The 19,616-nt window shown below is 54.1% G+C and carries 15 protein-coding genes; 6 read left to right on the forward strand and 9 right to left on the reverse strand.

Annotated features, from left to right (window positions below):
* Positions 1–2: 2 nt before the first annotated feature.
* Positions 3–857 (reverse strand): NAD(P)-dependent oxidoreductase, encoded by an 855-nt coding sequence (locus OXG87_11325; protein ID MCY3870139.1) that lies wholly within the window; start codon positions 855–857, stop codon positions 3–5.
* A gap of 11 nt (positions 858–868) precedes the next feature.
* A complete protein-coding gene (locus OXG87_11330) occupies positions 869–2,038 on the reverse strand; it encodes an amidohydrolase family protein (GenBank protein MCY3870140.1) in 1,170 nt (389 codons plus the stop codon).
* Between the two features lie 138 nt (positions 2,039–2,176).
* Between OXG87_11330 and OXG87_11335 the strand changes: the two genes are divergently transcribed.
* The 3 genes from OXG87_11335 to OXG87_11345 all read left to right on the forward strand — a co-directional run bounded on the left by OXG87_11335 (position 2,177) and on the right by OXG87_11345 (position 5,984).
* Positions 2,177–3,547: an SLC13 family permease gene (locus OXG87_11335; GenBank protein MCY3870141.1), complete on the forward strand. Its 1,371-nt coding sequence runs from the start codon at positions 2,177–2,179 to the stop codon at positions 3,545–3,547.
* A 99-nt stretch (positions 3,548–3,646) separates the two neighbouring features.
* Entirely contained in the window at positions 3,647–5,257 is a 1,611-nt protein-coding gene (locus tag OXG87_11340) for a thiamine pyrophosphate-dependent enzyme (protein MCY3870142.1), read from the forward strand.
* A 64-nt stretch (positions 5,258–5,321) separates the two neighbouring features.
* Positions 5,322–5,984, forward strand: coding sequence for a class I SAM-dependent methyltransferase (locus tag OXG87_11345; GenBank protein ID MCY3870143.1), 663 nt, complete (start codon positions 5,322–5,324; stop codon positions 5,982–5,984).
* Between the two features lie 114 nt (positions 5,985–6,098).
* Here OXG87_11345 and OXG87_11350 read toward each other — a convergent pair whose 3' ends face one another.
* The 7 genes from OXG87_11350 to OXG87_11380 all read right to left on the reverse strand — a co-directional run bounded on the left by OXG87_11350 (position 6,099) and on the right by OXG87_11380 (position 13,071).
* Positions 6,099–6,896 (reverse strand): amidohydrolase family protein, encoded by a 798-nt coding sequence (locus OXG87_11350; protein MCY3870144.1) that lies wholly within the window; start codon positions 6,894–6,896, stop codon positions 6,099–6,101.
* A 16-nt stretch (positions 6,897–6,912) separates the two neighbouring features.
* Entirely contained in the window at positions 6,913–7,734 is an 822-nt protein-coding gene (locus tag OXG87_11355) for an amidohydrolase family protein (protein MCY3870145.1), read from the reverse strand.
* Between the two features lie 177 nt (positions 7,735–7,911).
* Complete coding sequence (locus tag OXG87_11360; protein MCY3870146.1) at positions 7,912–9,018, reverse strand: transposase; 1,107 nt, start codon at positions 9,016–9,018, stop codon at positions 7,912–7,914.
* Between the two features lie 200 nt (positions 9,019–9,218).
* Positions 9,219–10,442, reverse strand: a complete 1,224-nt coding sequence (locus OXG87_11365; protein ID MCY3870147.1) for a DegT/DnrJ/EryC1/StrS family aminotransferase — start codon at positions 10,440–10,442, stop codon at positions 9,219–9,221.
* Complete coding sequence (locus OXG87_11370) at positions 10,435–10,836, reverse strand: nuclear transport factor 2 family protein (protein MCY3870148.1); 402 nt, start codon at positions 10,834–10,836, stop codon at positions 10,435–10,437. Before OXG87_11370 ends, OXG87_11365 begins: the two co-directional genes overlap by 8 nt.
* Positions 10,837–10,838: 2 nt before the next feature.
* Positions 10,839–12,176, reverse strand: a complete 1,338-nt coding sequence (locus OXG87_11375; protein MCY3870149.1) for a sulfatase-like hydrolase/transferase — start codon at positions 12,174–12,176, stop codon at positions 10,839–10,841.
* A 58-nt stretch (positions 12,177–12,234) separates the two neighbouring features.
* Positions 12,235–13,071, reverse strand: coding sequence for an EamA family transporter (locus tag OXG87_11380; protein ID MCY3870150.1), 837 nt, complete (start codon positions 13,069–13,071; stop codon positions 12,235–12,237).
* A gap of 219 nt (positions 13,072–13,290) precedes the next feature.
* Between OXG87_11380 and OXG87_11385 the strand changes: the two genes are divergently transcribed.
* The 3 genes from OXG87_11385 to OXG87_11395 form a co-directional block, all read left to right on the forward strand.
* Positions 13,291–14,688 (forward strand): hypothetical protein, encoded by a 1,398-nt coding sequence (locus tag OXG87_11385; protein ID MCY3870151.1) that lies wholly within the window; start codon positions 13,291–13,293, stop codon positions 14,686–14,688.
* 34 nt (positions 14,689–14,722) lie between these two features.
* Positions 14,723–17,695: a glycosyl hydrolase gene (locus tag OXG87_11390; GenBank protein ID MCY3870152.1), complete on the forward strand. Its 2,973-nt coding sequence runs from the start codon at positions 14,723–14,725 to the stop codon at positions 17,693–17,695.
* A 110-nt stretch (positions 17,696–17,805) separates the two neighbouring features.
* On the forward strand, positions 17,806–19,616 hold a 1,811-nt coding region (locus OXG87_11395; GenBank protein ID MCY3870153.1), incomplete at its 3' end, for a hydantoinase/oxoprolinase family protein.

Genomic DNA, 19,616 nt, shown 5'->3' on the forward strand with positions numbered 1-19,616 from the left:
ATTCAAAACCCGTTATTGCTTTGTGCCTCTCGGATAATCTCTGCAATCTCCCCCGCAAATCGAATCTGACTGTCATCCTCTGGCGCGTATCCCACAACGCGCCTTGCATTGTCGATATTCCAGAACCGGTGCGTATTCCCACTGATGCCAAAAAACACCTGAAATGGCACCCCATTTTCATCTTCAATATTCTCTGTCTCAATACTCTTAATCACCAATTGCGACAAATCTCGCGCACTCAAATACGCGCCCAATTCCCGGTGCAACTGCTTCAAATCATCTGCCGACTGCCCTTCCATAATGGTGTCTCGGGGCGCGCCAATGCGGATGTGGACACTCTCCAGCCGCTTGCCATTGGCCGCATTGCCCGTTGCAAATACAAAGGCCAGATGCTCGTACGACGACTTCGCCCAACCGTAAAAATTATCAGACAGAGGCAGCATATCGGTCGTGGCAAAATCCAATTGGTCGGACCAGATCAACCGCTCGTAAAAATCGCATGCGTGATTTGAACTCATCACCACAATGCGTTTCACCCCCTCTTCGACACACGTTTGGTACACATTGTAGCACATCCGAACATTATCGGACTCCTTCCAATAATCCGTGTGTTGCCAATCTACAGTCCCTTTAAACCCGCTGTGTACCACAGCATCGGCACCTCGAAAATGGGCGCGATACGCATCCCGATCCAGATTTTCCAAATCCACAACTTGCACGCCTTCAACTTCATCGCCCTCGCGGTTGGTCGTCTTCACATCCAACAATGTCAGATCATACCTCTCGCGCAATGCAGGTAACATCCGCCCTGCCACATAGCCCGATGCACCTGTTAGAACAACCTTTTTCTTCGCCATATCGCATTCCTCTATCCAGCCTGATAAACAACCTGCCCGCGCACCACCGTTGCCACCACGTCCAATTTCTCCTGTCCCTCTTCCCAGCGGAACAAAGATAGACTCGCCTCTTTACCAACTTCCACAGACCCCACGCGGTCATCTATCCCCAACAACCGTGCCGGATTGTTCGATGTCATTTCAATAGCATCGGACAGCGAAGCGTCTGTAAACCGCACGGCATTGGGAATACCACTGTCCAGAAACAAACCCGCACCCGCCAGATAAGGCGTTCCCGCCAGAGAAATTTTGCCATTGGCGTGCAACTCGCTCTGTCCCAACCCGCTCTCGCTGCCGTAAATACCCGGCGGCAGGCCAGCGATAGATGCCACATCGCTCACCAGACACAGGCGTTCTTTGCCTTTTGCGCGATAAAAACTCTTCAACACCGCAGGCGGCAGATGAAACCCATCTGGAATAATCCCTGCCCACAACGCATCTGCCGCGAGTTGTTCCCATATATAATTGGGATGGCGCGGCAACTCGGCATGCGCGCCATTGCCCAGATGGGTTGACATTTGGGCACCGGCGGCAACCGCCTCCTGGATGCGCTCGGGACTCGCGCCCGAATGACCAATTGAAACAATAACACCCGTTGCAGCCACCTTCTCAATAAATTCCAATGCGCCGTCTCGCTCGGGCGCAAGCGTAAAAATCGCAATGCGCCCACCAGCCGCTTCCTGATACCGCTGAAATTCATCCCAATCTGGATCGCGCACATGCGCCAGGGGATGCGCCCCGCGGGGACCATCTTCAGACGCGATATAAGGACCCTCAACGTGAAATCCGACAAAAGACGCGCGCGCGACTTCTGATTCCTCACACGCCTTTGCCAACAGCGCCAGACCGTGAACCGCATCTTCTTCAGATGAAGTCGTCACCGTGGGACACCACAAACCCGTACCCGTCCTGTGCATCCACGCCGCCGTCTCCACAATTTTCTCCACCGTCAAATCTTTAGCTTTATAGTTGATCCCACCCACACCATTGACCTGCACATCAAAAATCGCTGGCGCGATCCACACATCGTCTCCACCAATCGCATCTCCCGCGCCCTCGCGGTGAATAGCCGCGATCTGCCCGCCATCTGTTTGCACGGTTACGACCTGCGACGTATCAACCAATTTGCCTCTAAAATTCATAGTCTTATCTCCTTTCTGAGCGCTAAACTACGCGATTTTCTGTACTTAATCAATAATGAATCCATCTGCCCACAATTCATTTGTCCATCACTCCATGTCCCCTTATCTTGCATGCACATCCAAAAATAAATAACTAATATGACCCGATCTCAAACCATTGGCCTCATCCTCGGTCCTGCGCTGGCACTATTTATTTTTATCTTCCCCAGTGACCTCGGCATATCTGCCCGCCTGGCGCTCGCACTCACCGCGCTCACCGTTATTTTCTGGACCTTTGAACCCATCCCCATATCCTACACCGCCATCTTCATCCTCACAATCTTCCCGCTTCTCGAAATCCTTTCTTTTAAAACCACATTTCAGGGCTTTTCCGGTAAAGCCGTCTGGCTCGTCTTTGCCGGAATGGCATTGAGCCTCGGCATTACCGAAACCCCCCTGGGAGCGCGAATGGCCCAAAGCGTGCTCGGTCGCCTGAGTGGGTATCGGCAACTCGTCTTTGGCCTGCACATCCTGGGGCTCATAATGGCACTGTTGATCCCCTCTGGCGTCGTGCGCGTCCTCATCTTGATGCCAATGGTCGTCTCTCTGCTCAAAACTCTCGGCGAAGCCCCCAACTCAAAAGTCAGTGCGGGTCTCGTCCTCTCACTAACCTGCGCCACGTATTACAGCGGCACGGGCATCCTGACAGCTGGCGTGCCCAATCTGGTCATTCTCGGCGTTCTGGAATCGCGCAATATCACAGTCTATTGGAGCGAATGGGCCTATTATCTCTTTCCCATCATCGGCCTCCTGCGCGTCGGCCTGCTCTACGGCCTTATCCGTTTGCTATTTCGCCCCTCGCGAGAACCCGATCTCTCGGGCCATTCCGCCATCGCCGATGTTCCCGCCCACATGACCAGTCCCGAAAAAAAAATACTCGGCATTCTCATCGCAGGTGTTCTCCTGTGGACGACCGATATTATACACGGCATTCACCCGGTCTATATCGGCCTGGGACTCGTCCTCCTCTGCTATTTGCCCGGCTGGGGTCCCTTGCCCTTTGACACCATCAAAAAAATCAATTTTCCCCTTCTCATATTCATCTCCGCAGTTTTTGCCATTGGTCACGCCCTCGAACAATCTGGCCTCAACCGCGCCCTCGCGTCCGTATTCATACACCATCTCCAAACAGTCGAAACCCCCACTGCCCAACTCGCCATCATAGCGTATCTGGCCGTGCCATTTGATTTTTTAATGGACACCGCCGCGGTTGGCGGTGTGCTCGCCCCTTTCCTGCTCGACCTCGGGCCTCAACTCGGCCTGTCGCCCCTACCCATCGCCCTCAGTCTGGCAATTGGCACGGGCGTGGTTTTCATCCCCTATCAGGGCGCGCCATTTATTGTCGCGTACAGCTTTCGCTATGCTCGAATGGGACAATTCGTACTCGTGATGTCGCTGATATCTCTGATAACGCTCATCGCGCTGCTTCCACTGACCCTGTTATACTGGCGTATAATTGGATTTATCTGACCCATCACAGTACAAACCCTTCTGTGCTTGACAAATACGCACACACACACTTTAATATTTCCAGTGCTATCACCCGATTTTTCATTCAGGAGTACAAAAATGACCCAAACCATTGACGGAGAACGCGCCCTTGCCTGGGGTGCGGTAGAAGCAGGTGTCGGCGTTGTAACCGGGTATCCCGGTTCACCCGGCACAAACACATTTAACGCCATGGCCGAAATGGCCAAAGACCACGGACACCATGCCGAATGGTGTATCAATGAACGCATTGCCCTCGATATGGCTGCTGGCGCATCACAGGGCGGCAAGCGCGCGCTCGTATGTCTCAAAAGCGTGGGCATGAACGTCGCGCTCGATACCCTGATGGTGCTCAACATGACCGGAGTACACGCCGGACTCGTCATTGTCATGGGCGATGATCCCGGTGCCTGGGGATCGCAAAACGAGCAAGATACGCGCACCCTTGGTCCCCTGGCCGAACTTCCAATGCTCGAACCCGCCACGCCTGCGGAAGGCCGCGACATGATAAAATGGGCTTTTGAATACTCAGAAAGCCTGCAATCCATCGTGATATTGCGCCTGACCAGAAGTTACAGCGTCAGCACGCAGGCTCTTTCCGACTTTCGGCCCGCAGCGCAACACGCCACCCGCGAACCCGACCGCGAGCCAATGAGCTGGATATCCGCACTTCGCACAACCGTGGGCAACCACACAGAATTACACGAAAAAATCGCGCGCGCCACCGTACAATTTAGCGACCTGCCCTTCAATAGCATAGATGGCAATGGACAAAAAGGCATCATTGCCTGTGGCATGGTACATACCAAACTCCTCGACGCGCTCGACGGAGTCGACACATCTGACATCTCCATCCTCAAACTCAGTGCCCTGTACCCCCTCCCACAAAAACTCATCGCGGACTTTCTCGCAAAATGTAGCGAAGTACTCGTCGTTGAAGAAGTCGATCCATACATCGAAGACGCCATCAAAGCCATTGGTTACGACGCCGGTTTTACCCCGCCAATCCTGGGTAAACGCACGGGACATCTCATCAGCGTGGGCGAACTCTTCCGCTGGCAAATACAAAACGCACTCGACAACTATCTCCCGGGTTTCTCGCCAACCACACGCTATACGGAAGAAAATTGGGAAAGCGAAAAACCCTTTCGCAAAAACCACTGCGCTGGCTGCCCCTTCACAGAAATCCTTACTGCACTGCGCGAAGAAGCCAATGCCCTCGGCCAAAATCCCTTTATATCTGCCGATCCGGGATGCGTGGTAATGGCCGCTCCCATGCTCGACACCAAACTTTCGATGGGATCCGCCATTGGCGTGGCCTGTGGCCTGAGCAAAACGGACATTGCCGAACGCACCATTGCGATATGTGGCGACTCCGCCTTTTATCACGGCGGCATCAATGCCCTCGTCCATGCGCGCGCCACAGGTGCGACACCCATTGTTATGGTACTCGACAATGGCGGCTCGCTCACCACTGGCGGACAAACCACTCCCGATCAGGGCGTTCAAATAAACGGCGAAGCCGGACCGCAGGTCACCATGCGCGACCTCGCCCTTGCCTGTGGTGCGTCGCGAGTCCGCGAAGTACAGGAACAAGACACCGACGAGCAGATGCGCAGCGTCTTCAGAGACGCCCTTCGGGATCCCACCCTCAACCTCGTCATCGTGCGAAAGCCGTGCCGTGAAGTATAAGTGTATTTATCAAAGTAGTTAAACTGGAGATGGAGTACAAGGAGAAAATCCTTAGCAGAAAAAAATGAAAACGGAAAACTACCTTCGCAAAAGACAAACCAGTACTATTCACAAATTTGGACTTTATAGAAGATCCGAGATGATGGTTCAGCAGATTAAATCTCTCGATGTTGCAAAACAAGCTATAATTGTTGACATTGGGACGGCAGATGGCCAGGTGCTGAGAACCATATTAGATCACAGTGTTATTCAAATGGGAATAGGTATTGACACGAGATATGATCACCTGAAAATTGCTAAAGAGAGGATTCTAAACCTGATTCAGGCTACGGGTGAAATCTTACCCCTGCTTTCAAATAGCGTTGAGATTATTTTTTCTACAGCAGTGATCAAACATCTGCCAAATCTACAGTGCCATATTGATGAATGCAGACGAGTGCTCAAACCTCATGGCAAACTAATAACAATTGATCCAACTCCGTTAGGAATTAAACTGGGTTTACTATTTGGTCATTTCTCGGAATCAATCATATATCAGACCTTGAGTCTAAAAGAAATGCAGGCACTTTTAGTTAGCTCTGGTTTTCGAATTATTGAAGAGAAACGTTTTATGTTATTTCCTTTTCCAATTATGGGTTATCAGTTTTTTGAAAAACTCTTACAGGCAGCGCATTTGGATTTCCTTTTTTTAAATCAATTGGTGTGTGCTGAATGTGTAGATAACTGAAAAGTGAGCTTGAGGTCTTAATCAAATGTTGTGGATTTTGCACCACACAGTAAATGCCCCTGTTTCTACCAATGAAACAGGGGCATTTTGTTTGCACTATTTTGATGGTACAATCTAAAGATTCAGAAGTTTAGCAGCCGTGCGGTATTTGATATCTTCGAGCGTCTCTTCACCGACGGGCAGGATCGCGAGTTTTACGAGAGCTGGACCAGCATAGGAGATGGGCAAATGCGTACCAAAAAGAATATGATTCGCACCGCCTTCCTCAATTAAATATCCCAGATCCTTCATCCCATTGGTACTTTTATGCAGACCATAGTGAATTTCAGCCAGCGAAAGATCGAAGTACCAGTTCAAATCGCGCAGGTCCTCCCGCACCCAGAGCGGCGACCGCGCGAGCGGACGGGCATTCGGTATAATAATCGCGGCATCGGGCACAGACACGATCAGATTGGCGAGTTGTGCCAGGTCAACACTCTGGCCCGGATCCATCCAGTGATGCTGGCGAATATCTTCGAGTCTATGCGGAATAAAAACCGGAAGATTGCACTGAGCGCATGCTTGAACAACGCTTCGGCTCTCAGCACCATCGGTCTGGTAATTGTGATATTGTGGAAAAAGGCGAATTCCCCTCATACCGAGATCAATACAGGACGTCAGGTCATCTTCCCAATGCGGCGACAGAGGATTAATTGTACCCACTGGAATAAGGCGATCGCCATGCGGTTCAACATCGCGGGCAAGCCGCTCATTCGCCGATTGCGGATGCCTGTGAAATGCAGCTTCGATATAAGAGACAACGGCTTTGTCAATCCCCGATCGGTCGAGGCGCGTGATAAGCGCATCGGGTGTATTGTCTCGCAGAGAACGAAAAGGCCATGTGCCGAGCCAGGCATTTACATCTATGAGCATTTGATGTTTTCTTCCTTTAATTGGTACGAGGTTCTGTAGGCGTAGCCCCTTGTTGCGCGAGAATGCGCTCGGCATTGGTCCAAAAAATGTGTTCGCGTTCATCTTCGGTGAGATCTGCATCGAGAACTTTGCCCACCGAGCCAGCCATCGTGCCATCGGTGCCAAAAAGCACGCGCTCAACACCGAGTTCTGAAACCGCGTATTCGACCTGTCCATCGTCCAGGTTGCTACCCGACACATCGACATAAACATTGGGAGACGCCTGGCGCATTTCGCGCACCGTGTGTTCCCAATCACCTCCGCCCCCGATATGGGCGTGAATGAGAATCGCATCGGGATATTTTTCACTGGCTTCGCTAAAATGAATACCGTGTGAAATGAGCGGCTGGCTTGCGCGGTGTTCGGGAACGGGATATCCCGCGTGCTGAAGAATGGGTACGCGACGTTCGCTCGCCAATTCGAGAATGGGGTGTAAAACCGGATCGTCGATGCGGTACTGATTGTAGAGCTTAATGCCAATCATGCCCGCATCGAGACAGCGCTCGGCTTCGTCTATGGCATCTTGAAAATGACCGGGAATGACAAAACACCAGCCGCGAATGCGTTTGGGATGGCGCGCCATCGCGCTCAAAATAGTATCGTTGTGAGGAGGCACATCCTCAACAGGTGCCAGAATGCCCTGCTGGATAACGGAGGAACACCAGTATTCGGTAATGCCGAGCATATCGCCCGAAGCGACGAGATGATCAGCGGACTGCTCCCACCCATCCATAAGCCAGACATGGCAGTGCATATCAATTTTGGGACGGCAAATGCCAGATTCGATATCTAAGGTCATGATTAGCTTTACCAGTTATTGTAGATTTGCGATGGACAATTTACTCAGTTCTGGATGATTGGTCAAGACAACAAACAACGCTATTTGACGTACTCCCAAAGCTGAAGCATTGGGATTCTCTTTGCTTCAGCATGGATTGTGGTATCAACGGCAGTAGCCAGCTATCCAAGCCTGATCTTACGCTGCCTTCGCCAGAGGTGGACGCCCCCACCTGTGAATGTTTATTGCCGCGTTGAGGTCTCTATCTATTTCAAGACCACATTCGCAACAATGAAATGTTCTTTCTCGCAATTCAAGATTTTCTTTGACAGTGCCACATGCGGAGCAAGTCTTAGACGTGGGTAGCCACTGGTCAATTTGCCGAACTGTTTTGCCTGTCTTTTGTGCGACATGCTTGAGAATAGCCAAGAAGTCCGAGAATCCCAGGTCGTTAATCTTTCTGCCCCACAACTGTTGCATGGCTTTGATGTTCAGCGTTTCAAAGCACATTACATCATAGTCTTTGCACAGTTGATGAGCAAGTTGCCAGTGATAGTCCCTGCGCTGATTCGCTACGCGCCGATGCACTCTGGCAAGGTTCACTCTTGCTCTATGACGGTTGTTGCTACTCTTCTGCTTACGTGACAGATTGCGGTTGGCTTTTTTGGCCTGTCTGGCGTTGCGAGAAAAGAACAAAGGCGATTGTGTTCGTGTGGCGTCTGAGGCCGTCAGGTAGGTTTTCAAGCCGAAGTCAAAGCCTGCGGTTTTACCGTTCTTGACAATGAATGACTTGATACCTTCAGCCTTTGCAACAACACATAGCCACAAGTCGCCTACACGGTCACGCTTGATTGTGACCGTCTTGATACTTTCTACATCGAAGTTTCTGCTTTTGTGATAGCGAAATATACGCTTGCCGATACGCACTTTGTTACGCTCAAGAAATTTATACCCTGCTTGCGTCAGGGTATAGGACTGATACCGAAAGCGTGACCTGAAAGTGGGCGGTCGCTTGTTGTCTCTGGCAAAGAATTTCTGATACCCAAAGTCTATGCGAAATACCACGTCTTGCAATGCCTGTGAGGGTAGCGCACACCAATGACCAAATCGCTTAGTTTTTTTCAGTTTTGTCAGATGCCTCTTCAGTGCATACTTGTTCGGATACTTGCTGTATCGCTGATAGTATCGCTTAATCAAAGCAATGAAGTGGTTATACACGCCAGCAAAGGCGTCTATCTCATCGTGCAGATACCGATTTCGGTCACACGCCGAATACAGCTTGAATTTGTAAGTTATATAGACCACTATACGCCCTTTTGATTTTCAACGTAGCGTTTAAGAATCCTAAGCGTCACCTCGCCAGTGGAATTATTGGAATAATCTGGTTGATCCACCGCCCATATCGCCTTGTGCGATATGCCCCATGCTAAAGCACCGCCCCATAAATTCTACGCGCTTCGCCATGCGACCCAAGCCTAAAGACTTGGGGATTACGCGCATTTCAGCTAAAAATAGTGCGCCCAAACCTTCTTCACCGCCGCAATCGTCTGATCGATATCTTCGTCCGTATAGCGTTCATTCACGGGAAGGCGCAGACAAGTGGCTTGCAGGGTATCGACATTGGGACAGTCATCGGGATTGTACACAGTATTTTGCCAGAATATCGGAATATCGTCCGTTAAAGGATAGTACTTGCGTTTCTGGATAACTTCCGTGCGGAGAATATTTTTCACTGCGGACATGCTCGTATTAATGGAAACACCCTCGGCGCGAAAAATAGCGACGAGTTCATCTCGCGTTGGCGCGCTACCCGTATAGCGAATGGCAAGCGGCCACCACGACGGGTGGACATTATCGGCAATTTTCGGAAAATCGAGATGGGGCAGATCCCCAAGTTCGTCATAGTATCGCCGAACAATCTGATCGCGACGGGCAACGAGATACTCGAGCTTGTGGAGTTGCGCAATGGCAATAGCGGCTTGCAAGCAGGTCGGGCGCAAATTAGTGCCAAAAAAAGGAATGGGTTGCACGCCGCGTTCGAGTTTCTGACCGCGCAAATAGGTTTTGTCTCGGAAAAGACGGGCGATCTCAGCGGTCTCATCGTCATTGGTCGTGACAAAACCGCCATCGCCAGTGGAAATCTGCTTGGATTCATTCATGGAAAATCCTGCGGCGTGTCCAATCGCACCGACAAATTGACCGCGATAAGTCGCACCGTGTGCTTGCGCGCAATCCTCGAGAATTTTAACCCCAGTATCCTTGCTAATATCCAGAAACGCATCCATATCACACGGCATACCGGCCATGTGGACGGTAATAATGACCCTGGTCTTATCGGTAATTTTTTCGCGCACCTTTTGAGGATCGAGCAAGCGGGTTGACAAATCGATATCAGAAAAAATAGGAATGGCGTGCAGTGCGAGTATGGCCGCAGTCGTGCCAAAATCCGTCATAGGTGTGGTAATAACCTCATCGCCTTCAGACACACCCAGCGAAGCAAGAGCCGTTTGCAGCGCAGCCGTGCCAGATGTCACCATAATCGCGTGTTTGACATCGAACGCGCGACAGACTTCAGCTTCAAAATCCGCAACTTTCCCCCCCGGTCCCATGAGTTTACCCGAATCGAGAACCTCGAGCAACAATTCGCGTTCTTCATCGGTATATTTATTCGGTTGATTGTACGGAACGGTTTTGGCCTTTGCGCCTCCGTTAATAGCAAGTTCATCCATCGTGTATATCTCCTGATTCAGGTACGCCGAGTGAGGCGTGGATCTGGACAAATTTCCACTGATCATCTTCTTTTTCGAGAACACCCGTCAAACGCATAGCCAATTGTTCGCGTTTGCCCTGCCATTTGAGCTTCCAGGTCTGACGCGTAAAAAACCATGCAACTGCCTCGCGCTCTTGAACATCGAGATAATCGCATGTAATGGCGAAATCCTCAGTACTATCCACATGGTGACGATAGTACTCGGGCATATTTTCACCACCCTGGATATATTCGTCTTCATCTGTACCTATTTTGACATAATAGGGCGCGCGGGACATAAGGCCGATCAACCGCCGGGCGTCTCCCGCAGTAAGCGCGTCAAAATAGGCGTGTACAGTTTGACGTGCGTCCATATCTAAAACGTGCCGGGCCAGGGATACGCATTCGACCCCGCACTGTCATCAATCGGACCTTCGGGCAGGGTATCTTGCCAGGCGAGCACCCGATCAGCCATTTCCGCGACGCGCTCTGGCATATATTCTGCGCGATTGTTGAGTTCCATCGGATCTCGCGGAATATTGAAAAGTTCGACGCGGCTGCGGTCGGGATTCAAAAGCAATTTCCAATCGCCTTCGCGGACAGAAAGCATGGGGCTTTTGTGCAAACAATGCCCGGCAATATTGAACCGCCATTCCCACATAAGCGGTTTTTTTCTTATAACGCTGCGACCGCGCAGCGCATCGGTCATATCTTCCCCATTGAGCACCAGCCCATCGATATCAACGCCAGCCAGATTGCAAAAAGTGGGCAAAAGATCGACCGCGCAAAGCGGTGTATCGTTGTCAATCCGCCCGGCAGAAACGCCATTGGGCCAGCGAATAATAAAAGGCGTACGCACACCACCTTCGTAGAGACTGCGCTTGCGACCGCGAAAAGGACCGGAAGAACCGACACCGCTGTGCGTGGCATTGCGAATATGGATATCTTCGGGACCATTGTCCGCAGAAAAGATCACGATGGTATTATCGCTCAAATTCAATTCGTCGAGTTTATCCATCAGCCGGCCAATGTGGCGGTCTGCATTGGTGACAACCGAATAGTAAATCCGCAACGCGCCCTTGTGTTTGTCTTCCAGACCATTCGCCGTGAATTGCTTGTAAGGCTCCATCTGTTCTTCTGTCGGATCGAGAATCGCGTGGGTATCGTTGAGCCATGCCTGAACAAAAAAAGGCTCGTCTTTATTCCGCTCAATAAAACCAATCGTTTCATCAATAATCACCTCTGTAGAGCGACTGCGGCCCTCGCCAGTCTGCAAATCGGTAAAATTGAGCAACGGGCCATTGCCCACATTAATTTTACTCTCGTCAATACCGTAATCATAAGGCGCGGGCGCGCCCGCACCGCTACCGAGATGCCACTTGCCAAAGTGCCCCACGGCGTACCCACTTTGTTGCAACAGACCAGTAACCGTCACTGCATCGGGATCGAGAAAATTGGGCATACCCCGCGCCGCGTTTTGTTCGTGCTGTGCAAAATGCCCGTGTATGCCCCAATGCGCCGGAAAACGCCCGGTCATAACAGCCGCGCGGCTTGGGGAACAAACCCCAGAGCAAACATAGAACTGAGAAAAAAGAGTACCCTGTGCGGCGAGGCGGTCCAGATTTGGCGTCCTGGCATGGGGATGTCCATAACAACTCAAATCGCCCCAGCCCCAGTCATCGGCGAATACAAAAACAATATTGGGTCGGCTCATAAAAAGCTCCTTATTATCCTTTTGTGTCTTTGTGCCTTTGTGTGAGTTCTCTCCGTATCTATAAAACCAGAAGAACGGCGAGAACAGCGATCCCCACACCGGCAATAGCGGGTCGGGCGAGGCGTTCTTTCCAGTAGAAATGGGCAAAGAGGTTATCCAGCACAACAACACTACATCCCAATGTCGGAAAAAAAAGCGTGCCCGGCAACTTACTTAATGCCGTCATAATGACGCAAAGCGCCAGAACATTGTAAAGGCCAATAAAAATGCCGAGTTTGATCGCAGGTCCTTGTGGCCGGTGTTTTTTCAGAGCAATGACAACACCACCCATCAGTCCAGCAGTTGCTCCGATAAACATCAAGACATGCAGATAGACGGGATCGAGACCATTGTAGTGAACAGACCGCAAACACGTATGGCTTATGCCCTGACAGAAACAAACCGCGATAAGCAAACCAAATGCTTTTATTCCTCTGACTTGCGCGGTTCTGCCCGGATGAGAAGTCATAAGTGCCAGAGCACTGAGCGCGAGAAGCAACCCCACAAACTGCGTTGGGGCCATGGATTCGCCCCAGAGATAAATGCCCAATACAATAGGCATGACAATGGACATTCGGAAAGCCGTAACAACAGAACCGATGGGCGCGAGGGTAAGCGCGTGATTCATCAGCAACATCGAACTGATAAAAACCGTACCAGTTCCCAACCCCGTATAAAGGGCAAGACGGGGAAACGTCCACGCATCAATAACAAAAAGATAAATGGCAATTGCGAGAGCCAGGACGAGGTAGTTGGTGGCGACAACCACTGGCGCGTAACAGCCGCGTCTTTGTCCCAGCTTGAATAGCTGGACAAAACCGAAGTCGAGGATAATAGAAAAAAAGAGCCAGTGCATAAAGATAATTAGTGATCTTGACTTTTATTCCTATGACGATATGGATAGGTTAAACGACTTTCGTCCGCAATTTATCCCCGATGGGGTGATGGTGCAAGTTATAATTCAAATAACGCTTGCCTTACCCAGTTCGATTTCAGTATTACTCACCATAGACAAAGAGTATATTGAACTGATTCAGCCAAAAACCTGGTCATTCCCCATCAAGGATGTTGTGCTATGCTTCAAATAGGCCAAGCCGCCATCGACATCACACCGCCTTTGGGCACGCACCTGGCCGGAAGCGGCATGGGAGAACATCGCCCTGCTCAAAAAATCCTCGATCCACTTTACGCCAAAGTGATGGTCGCCCAGGCCAAAGACGCGAAATTGTGTATCATCACATTAGACACGTTGGCGGTTACTTTGCCCTACACCCGGGCCATTCGAGAAAGCGCTGTCGCGCTGGGCTTTGAACCCCACGCGGTGATGGTGCATTCGTTGCAGAATCACTCGGCGCCGAGTTGCGGCGCCCTCATGCTCGACCCGGATTTCCCGCTTGACCTGAGAGCTGATCAGGAGCACATCACCGGTAGTGAAGCCGCTTATACGAAGCAGGCTGTCGCCGGCGCGACCCGCGCGATCCAGGAAGCGAACGATGCGTTAACGCCAGTGCAGGTCGCCATGGGGCATGCCGTTCGCGACGACCTGGCCTTTAATCGACGTGGCGTGATGCGCGGCGGCAATATCTGCATGCCATGGCCCTTCACCAGTGACGCCAAACCTCTGGGGCCGACGGACATCGTTTACATGGAAGGCCCTGCCGACCCACAGGTGGGTGTGTGGTGCGCGCAATCGGCCGCGGGTGAAGTGGCCGCGATGCTGCTGCACTTTACCTGTCATCCGGTCAATGTGTTTGCTCGGGGAAAAAATACCGTCTGCGCCGACTGGCCCGGCGCGTGGAGCGCAAAAGTCAAAGACCAAAACAGTCTGATGTGCCCGCCCCTGGTCATCAACGGATGTTGTGGCAACGTCAATCCCTGGCCCGCCTTTACGCCCAACTTCACGCCTGACCATGTGCACATGGGGAATGAATTGGCGGACACCACACAGGCCGTCATCGAATCGCTGAGCTTTGCAGACGTTGATTCGATCGATTGGCGTTTCAAAAAAATCCCTCTGGCGTATCGCGATATTCCCAACGATCGGCAAGACCAGGTCAACCGCATTCTGGCCGAACACCCAACGCTGAAACTACAAGACAACGGCGAAGTAGATCCCACATGGTTTCATGCCGCATCGACGAAAAGCATCGAGCTTTGCCGAAATCGTGAGCCGCAATTCATGTATGAAATCCAGGTCTTCCGCATCGGCGACATGGCTATCATTTCTCTGCCCGGCGAGCCGTTCGTGGAAGGTCAATTGGAGATTAAGACCAGGTCGCCTGCGAAGCTCACCTTCATCGCTCACATGTCCACGCAATACGTCGGCTACCTCCCCACGCGCGACGCCTGCGCAAGACCGGGACACGAAACCAACGCCAACTGCACCTACTGGGCCAAGTTTGCGCCGGACTCGTTGGAGCGCATCGTCGAAGCGACGGTGGCAATACTGACGGAATTATTCGAAAATGACTGAGCGGAGATCGATGGGCACAAAGAGGAGGTGATAGATGCCCCTGAGCAACGACTTCATCAAGCAGTTCGCCACACCTGGGGACGACTACCGTCCGCACATCATGTGGTTCTGGAACGCCCCGCTTGAGGAAGACGAGGTGCGCCGACAGGTACGGGACTTCAGGGACGCAGGCATCCTCGATTTCTACATCCACCCCATGTACGGTTTCCCGGTCGATTACCTGTCCGAGGAAATGTTCGAGGCCATCGGCTGGGCTGTCGATGAGGCCAGGAAGCACGGCATGCGCTTCTGGATCTATGACGAATACAACTGGCCCAGCGGTGCAGCAGGCGGGTACCTGATCCGCGACAATCCTGATCGTCGCATGCTCGTGGTGACGAGCGACGAACAGGCATCGGAGCATGGACCCCAGGACGATCACGCTGCATGGCAATGCGTGGACGAATCGGGCAAAGCGACCGTCTTCCACGAGACGCCACAGAATGGGGTGTGCCCTTTTGCGCAGTGGTCGCCCTTCTGCTGGGGGCAAGAGGGCTACGGCGATGTTTCCGACCCGGAGACGGTACGGGCATTCATCGAGCTCACTCATGAAGCCTACCGTAGCCGTTTCCCCGGAGAGCTGGGCAAGACGATTGCCGGCCTCTTTACGGATGAGGTGTCGTACTGCCTGGCCGGCTCCTACGGCGAGTCCGAGCGCCCTCTCCCCTGGACTCATGGCATGCGCGAAACGTTTCTTGAGCGCCATGGCTATGACGTCGCGGCGCACCTCCCGAGCTTGCTGGCGAACGTGGGAGATTACCGGAGAATCAGGAGCGACTACTGGCACTACCTGACCGGCCGCCTGGAGAGTGCTTACTACCGGCAGTGCGCGGAGTGGTGCCGAGAGCATGGGCTAACGCTCACGGGACACCTTTCGGGGGAGGAGCTTTTCCGCCACAACATTCTCTTCTTCGGAGATTTCTACCGGTGCCTCCGCTGGCTCGACATCCCCGGGATCGACGCCATCTTCCCTCGACTGAACCACGAAGCCGACCACTTCATGGTCGCCGCTAAGAGCGGGGGGTCCGCCATCCGCCAGCTCGGACGCGACCGACTGCTCTGCGAAACCTACACGGGCAGCGGCTGGGAACTCACGCCCGAGCAGATGAAAATCATCTTCGACAAGCTCGCCTTGGGCGGTGTCAACCTCCTGCAGTACATGGGCGCCTACTACTCAATCGCCGGCATGCGCAAGGTGCTGCCGGGCGGGTATCCACCCTCACACGGCCACCAGAATCCGTTCTGGCCGTTCTATCGGACGTTCGGCGACTATGTCGCGCGTATCTGCCAAACGCTGGCTCTGTCACGGTCCACCGGGAAGGTCGCCGTACTGCACCCGATCACCACAGCGTTCTGTGAGTGGGCGGGTAGTGCGGAAGACCTGGCCCGGGGAGTCCCGGGACCGCCCGCCTTCGAGGCGATGCAGCAAGCCTTCCTTGCTGTGACAAACCTGCTCCTGGAACTCGGGGTCGACTACGACTACCTCTTCGAGGACGTCCTGGCTTCTGCGAACGTGGACCGTGGGACCGTTCTGACCGCCGAGGCTGAGTATGAACTGCTGATCTTGCCAAACGTCACTTGCCTGACTCGGAAGATCGCAGAGAAGCTGGCAGGTTTCCTGGAAGCCGGGGGACGCACGGTCTTCGTCAACAGCGTGCCCGGCTGGGCGGAAGGCGATCCCGCGCTCCTCAAACGAGTGACCGATCATCTCTCGGCGCTGCCGGACAACGAGGGGCGTGAAGCGGCCGCCGCACTCCAGGAGGGGACGGGCACACATCTCTTCGGCCGGGATCGCGTGACCTGGATCGTGAGCAACGACCTGCCACCCGACGCCCGGGACCCGCTGAGGAATGCCCTCGATGCCGTCATTCCACGCGAATTCCGGGCCCTGCCCGAGATGCCGTCCTCCGTGCGGGCAAGTCGGCGGGTGTTCGACGGCGAGCCGCTGCTGTTCCTCTACAACCAGGGAACGGAGCGCGTGTCCGTGCCCTTGCCTGCTGACGTCAACACAGTCCTCGATCCCGAAACAGGGGACGCCGGGAGTATCGACGCGAACGTTGACCTGGCTCCGTTCCAGACGCTTATTGCAGCCCGGACCGACGGGCCGGTCTGCGCCAGCCGGGGACCGGAGCAGAGCTGGACGCAGGAGCTGGTGTTGGGCGAGGCCGAGTTCTCACTCCTCGAGGCGAATTTACTGGCCGCCGCCTGGCAGGTCCGGACGTCCGACGCCGAGGAGTGGCAGTACCTTGACGGACTGCACTTCCCCGCCACATGTGCGGTTCAGCCCGGCGACGAGTATGAGCTCAAGTGGACCTTCCGAATCGAGGAAGGTGCGGAGCCGGTCGAGATCGCGACCGAGGATCTGACCGAAGCGTTTCATCTCGAGCTCAACGAACATCCGCTCACCGGCTTCGAGCGGGCGCGGATCTGGGATTGGCGCAACCTGCGGGCAGACATCCGTGCTCTGGTCGTACCGGGCGAGAATGTGGTCACGTTCCGGAGCCGCACACCCGGATGGGATGGGCCTCACACGCCGCCACTCACAGCGATCCGCGGCGATTTCTGCGTGGACGACGGGTGCCTGGTCAAGACACGAGGGCGTCTCGGCCCCGGGTCATGGGCTGAGGCGGGCTTTCCAAACTACACAGGCACGGCCCGGTACCGCTGGCGATGCGAGTTGCCGCCACTGGGGGGCCGCGTCTGGGCTCATGCAGAGGAGGTCGCCGCAGTGGCAGCACTGATTGTCAACGGGCATCGTCTCGCACCGCGCCTCTGGCGCCCCTACACGTTCGACCTTACCGATCTCGTGCTGCCGGGGCCGAACGAGATCGAGTTAGAGGTCACGAGTTGCGCGACGAACCTATTGGGTTTGAACCAGCCTGAGCTCTTCCTGAAAGAGAAAGCCGCGACGGCCCGACGGGAACGCCAGGCCGCCGGGCTGCTGACACCCGTGTCCATCAGGTGGTGAAGACGGTCCCGAGGATGAAGGACCGGCTGAACGTTCAGTCCGAGTTTATGCTAACGCCTGAAGAAATGCAAATCTATCAAGATAGCTGAGCCCGAATCAGGAGGCTGAAAATGATATCACCGCCATCATCTCATATCGGCATCGATATCGGCGGAACATTTACCGACATTGCTGTCTTGGGCAGTGACGGTTCGCTCGCTGTCCGGAAGGTCCTTTCCACGCCGGAGGACTACGCCCGGGGTATCATTCAGGGGCTTCGCGAATTGATTGAAGATCGCCGGATTTCAGAGGTTTCCATTGAGAGAATCGCACATGCCACGACTGTTGCCACAAATGCGATCCTGGAAGGCAAGGGAGCCCGGACGGCCCTGATCACGACAAAAGGATTCCGAGACGTTATCGAGATGCGACGGATTCGGATCCCCGAGCTTTACAACCTTTTTTACAGCCCGCCCAGTCCTCTTGTTCCACGCCGCCTGCGATTCGAATTGGATGAACGAATGGACTCTCGCGGCGGGGTGCGGGAACCTCTCCAGCAGGTGTCCCTGGAAAATGTCCTGAACACCGTGCAGCAGCAGGAGATCGAAGCACTGGCGATCTGTCTGCTCCATTCCTACGCCAACCCGGAGCACGAACTCCGGGCGGTCGCCGCGGCCCGGGAGTCGCTTCCCGATGTATTTGTCACCGCCTCCTGCGAGGTCCTTCCTGAAATCCGCGAATATGAGCGTACGAGCACAACAGTGATTAATGCCTACCTCGGGCCGGTCGTGCAGCGATATCTGAATTCCCTGAGCGAACAACTCCAGTCAATGGGCATTCGCGCGCCGCTGGAGGTTCTGCATTCAGGGGGCGGAGTTATGACAGCCGACTCGGCGCAGAAGAAGCCCGCCCACCTGATTGAATCCGGACCCGCGGCCGGGGTGATGGCCGCAGCCTGGATGGCCGGCAAAGCAGGCTACACAAACGTGATTACCCTGGACATGGGCGGCACAACCGCCAAGACCGCCATAGTTGAGAACGGAACCGTTGCCCGGACTTCCGAATATGAAGTCGGTGCCGGTATCAACCTGAGCAGCCGCCTGGTCAAAGGCGCAGGATATGCGCTCAAGCTGCCGGTCATCGATATCGCGGAGATCGGAGCCGGCGGCGGGAGTATTGTTTCGGTTGACCGGCACGGCCGGCTCCGGGTCGGGCCGGAAAGTGCCGGCGCTGACCCCGGGCCCGTCTGCTACGGGCTTGGAGGCGATGAGCCGACCTTCACGGACGCCGCCGTCCTTCTCGGCTATCTCAGTCCCGATGCTCTGCTTTGCGGGAAGATGAAACTGGAGACAGATCAAGCGAGGAGGATATTCGAGGAGAAAGTGGCCAGACCGATGCAACAATGTCTGATGAAAGCCGCCTTTGGGGCTTTTACACTGGCCTGTGCGACCATGATCCGGGCCGTGAAGTCCGTTTCTACGTATCGCGGAAGAGATCCGCGTGAGGCCGCCCTGTTGGCGTTTGGAGGGTGCGGGCCCCTCGTAGCCACAACCCTTGCACAGGCCCTGGGCATGCGAGAGGTGATTATTCCGCCGCATCCCGGCCTGTTCAGTGCCTTCGGGCTGCTTGTGTCCGAACCCGAGCATGAATCCGTCCGAACCTGGTGTCGCAGACTGGAAGAGGTCAGGCCCGAAGACTTGAACCGGCTCTATAGCGAACTCGAGTCGCAGGCGGTGGAGACGCTCGTTGCCGAAGGATATCGCCCCGAACAGATTCGAGTACGGCGGCTTGCCGATTTGCGCTATGTCAACCAGACCACCGAGCTGACCGTGCCTGCACCCGGCGTTCCGCTTGGACCCGGGGAACTAACGACATTGGCGGAGGCATTCGAGCAGGAGCACCTCACGACCTACGGCCACCGGGCAAACCATGACCCCATCGA

It is taken from the genome of Gemmatimonadota bacterium, assembly GCA_026706845.1.
Lineage (GTDB): Bacteria > Latescibacterota > UBA2968 > UBA2968 > UBA2968 > VXRD01.

What these genes read in the sequence shown, in the direction of transcription:
- OXG87_11345 (MCY3870143.1), top strand. Translation starts at nt 5,322, where the DNA reads ATGAAAACGGAAAACTACCTTCGCAAAAGACAAACCAGTACTATTCAC.
- OXG87_11385 (MCY3870151.1), top strand. Translation starts at nt 13,291, where the DNA reads ATGCTTCAAATAGGCCAAGCCGCCATCGACATCACACCGCCTTTGGGC.
- OXG87_11390 (MCY3870152.1), top strand. Translation starts at nt 14,723, where the DNA reads ATGCCCCTGAGCAACGACTTCATCAAGCAGTTCGCCACACCTGGGGAC.
- OXG87_11335 (MCY3870141.1), top strand. Translation starts at nt 2,177, where the DNA reads ATGACCCGATCTCAAACCATTGGCCTCATCCTCGGTCCTGCGCTGGCA.
- OXG87_11355 (MCY3870145.1), bottom strand. Translation starts at nt 7,734, where the DNA reads ATGACCTTAGATATCGAATCTGGCATTTGCCGTCCCAAAATTGATATG.
- OXG87_11365 (MCY3870147.1), bottom strand. Translation starts at nt 10,442, where the DNA reads ATGGATGAACTTGCTATTAACGGAGGCGCAAAGGCCAAAACCGTTCCG.
- OXG87_11325 (MCY3870139.1), bottom strand. Translation starts at nt 857, where the DNA reads ATGGCGAAGAAAAAGGTTGTTCTAACAGGTGCATCGGGCTATGTGGCA.
- OXG87_11375 (MCY3870149.1), bottom strand. Translation starts at nt 12,176, where the DNA reads ATGAGCCGACCCAATATTGTTTTTGTATTCGCCGATGACTGGGGCTGG.
- OXG87_11340 (MCY3870142.1), top strand. Translation starts at nt 3,647, where the DNA reads ATGACCCAAACCATTGACGGAGAACGCGCCCTTGCCTGGGGTGCGGTA.
- OXG87_11350 (MCY3870144.1), bottom strand. Translation starts at nt 6,896, where the DNA reads ATGCTCATAGATGTAAATGCCTGGCTCGGCACATGGCCTTTTCGTTCT.
- OXG87_11380 (MCY3870150.1), bottom strand. Translation starts at nt 13,071, where the DNA reads ATGCACTGGCTCTTTTTTTCTATTATCCTCGACTTCGGTTTTGTCCAG.
- OXG87_11370 (MCY3870148.1), bottom strand. Translation starts at nt 10,836, where the DNA reads ATGGACGCACGTCAAACTGTACACGCCTATTTTGACGCGCTTACTGCG.
- OXG87_11330 (MCY3870140.1), bottom strand. Translation starts at nt 2,038, where the DNA reads ATGAATTTTAGAGGCAAATTGGTTGATACGTCGCAGGTCGTAACCGTG.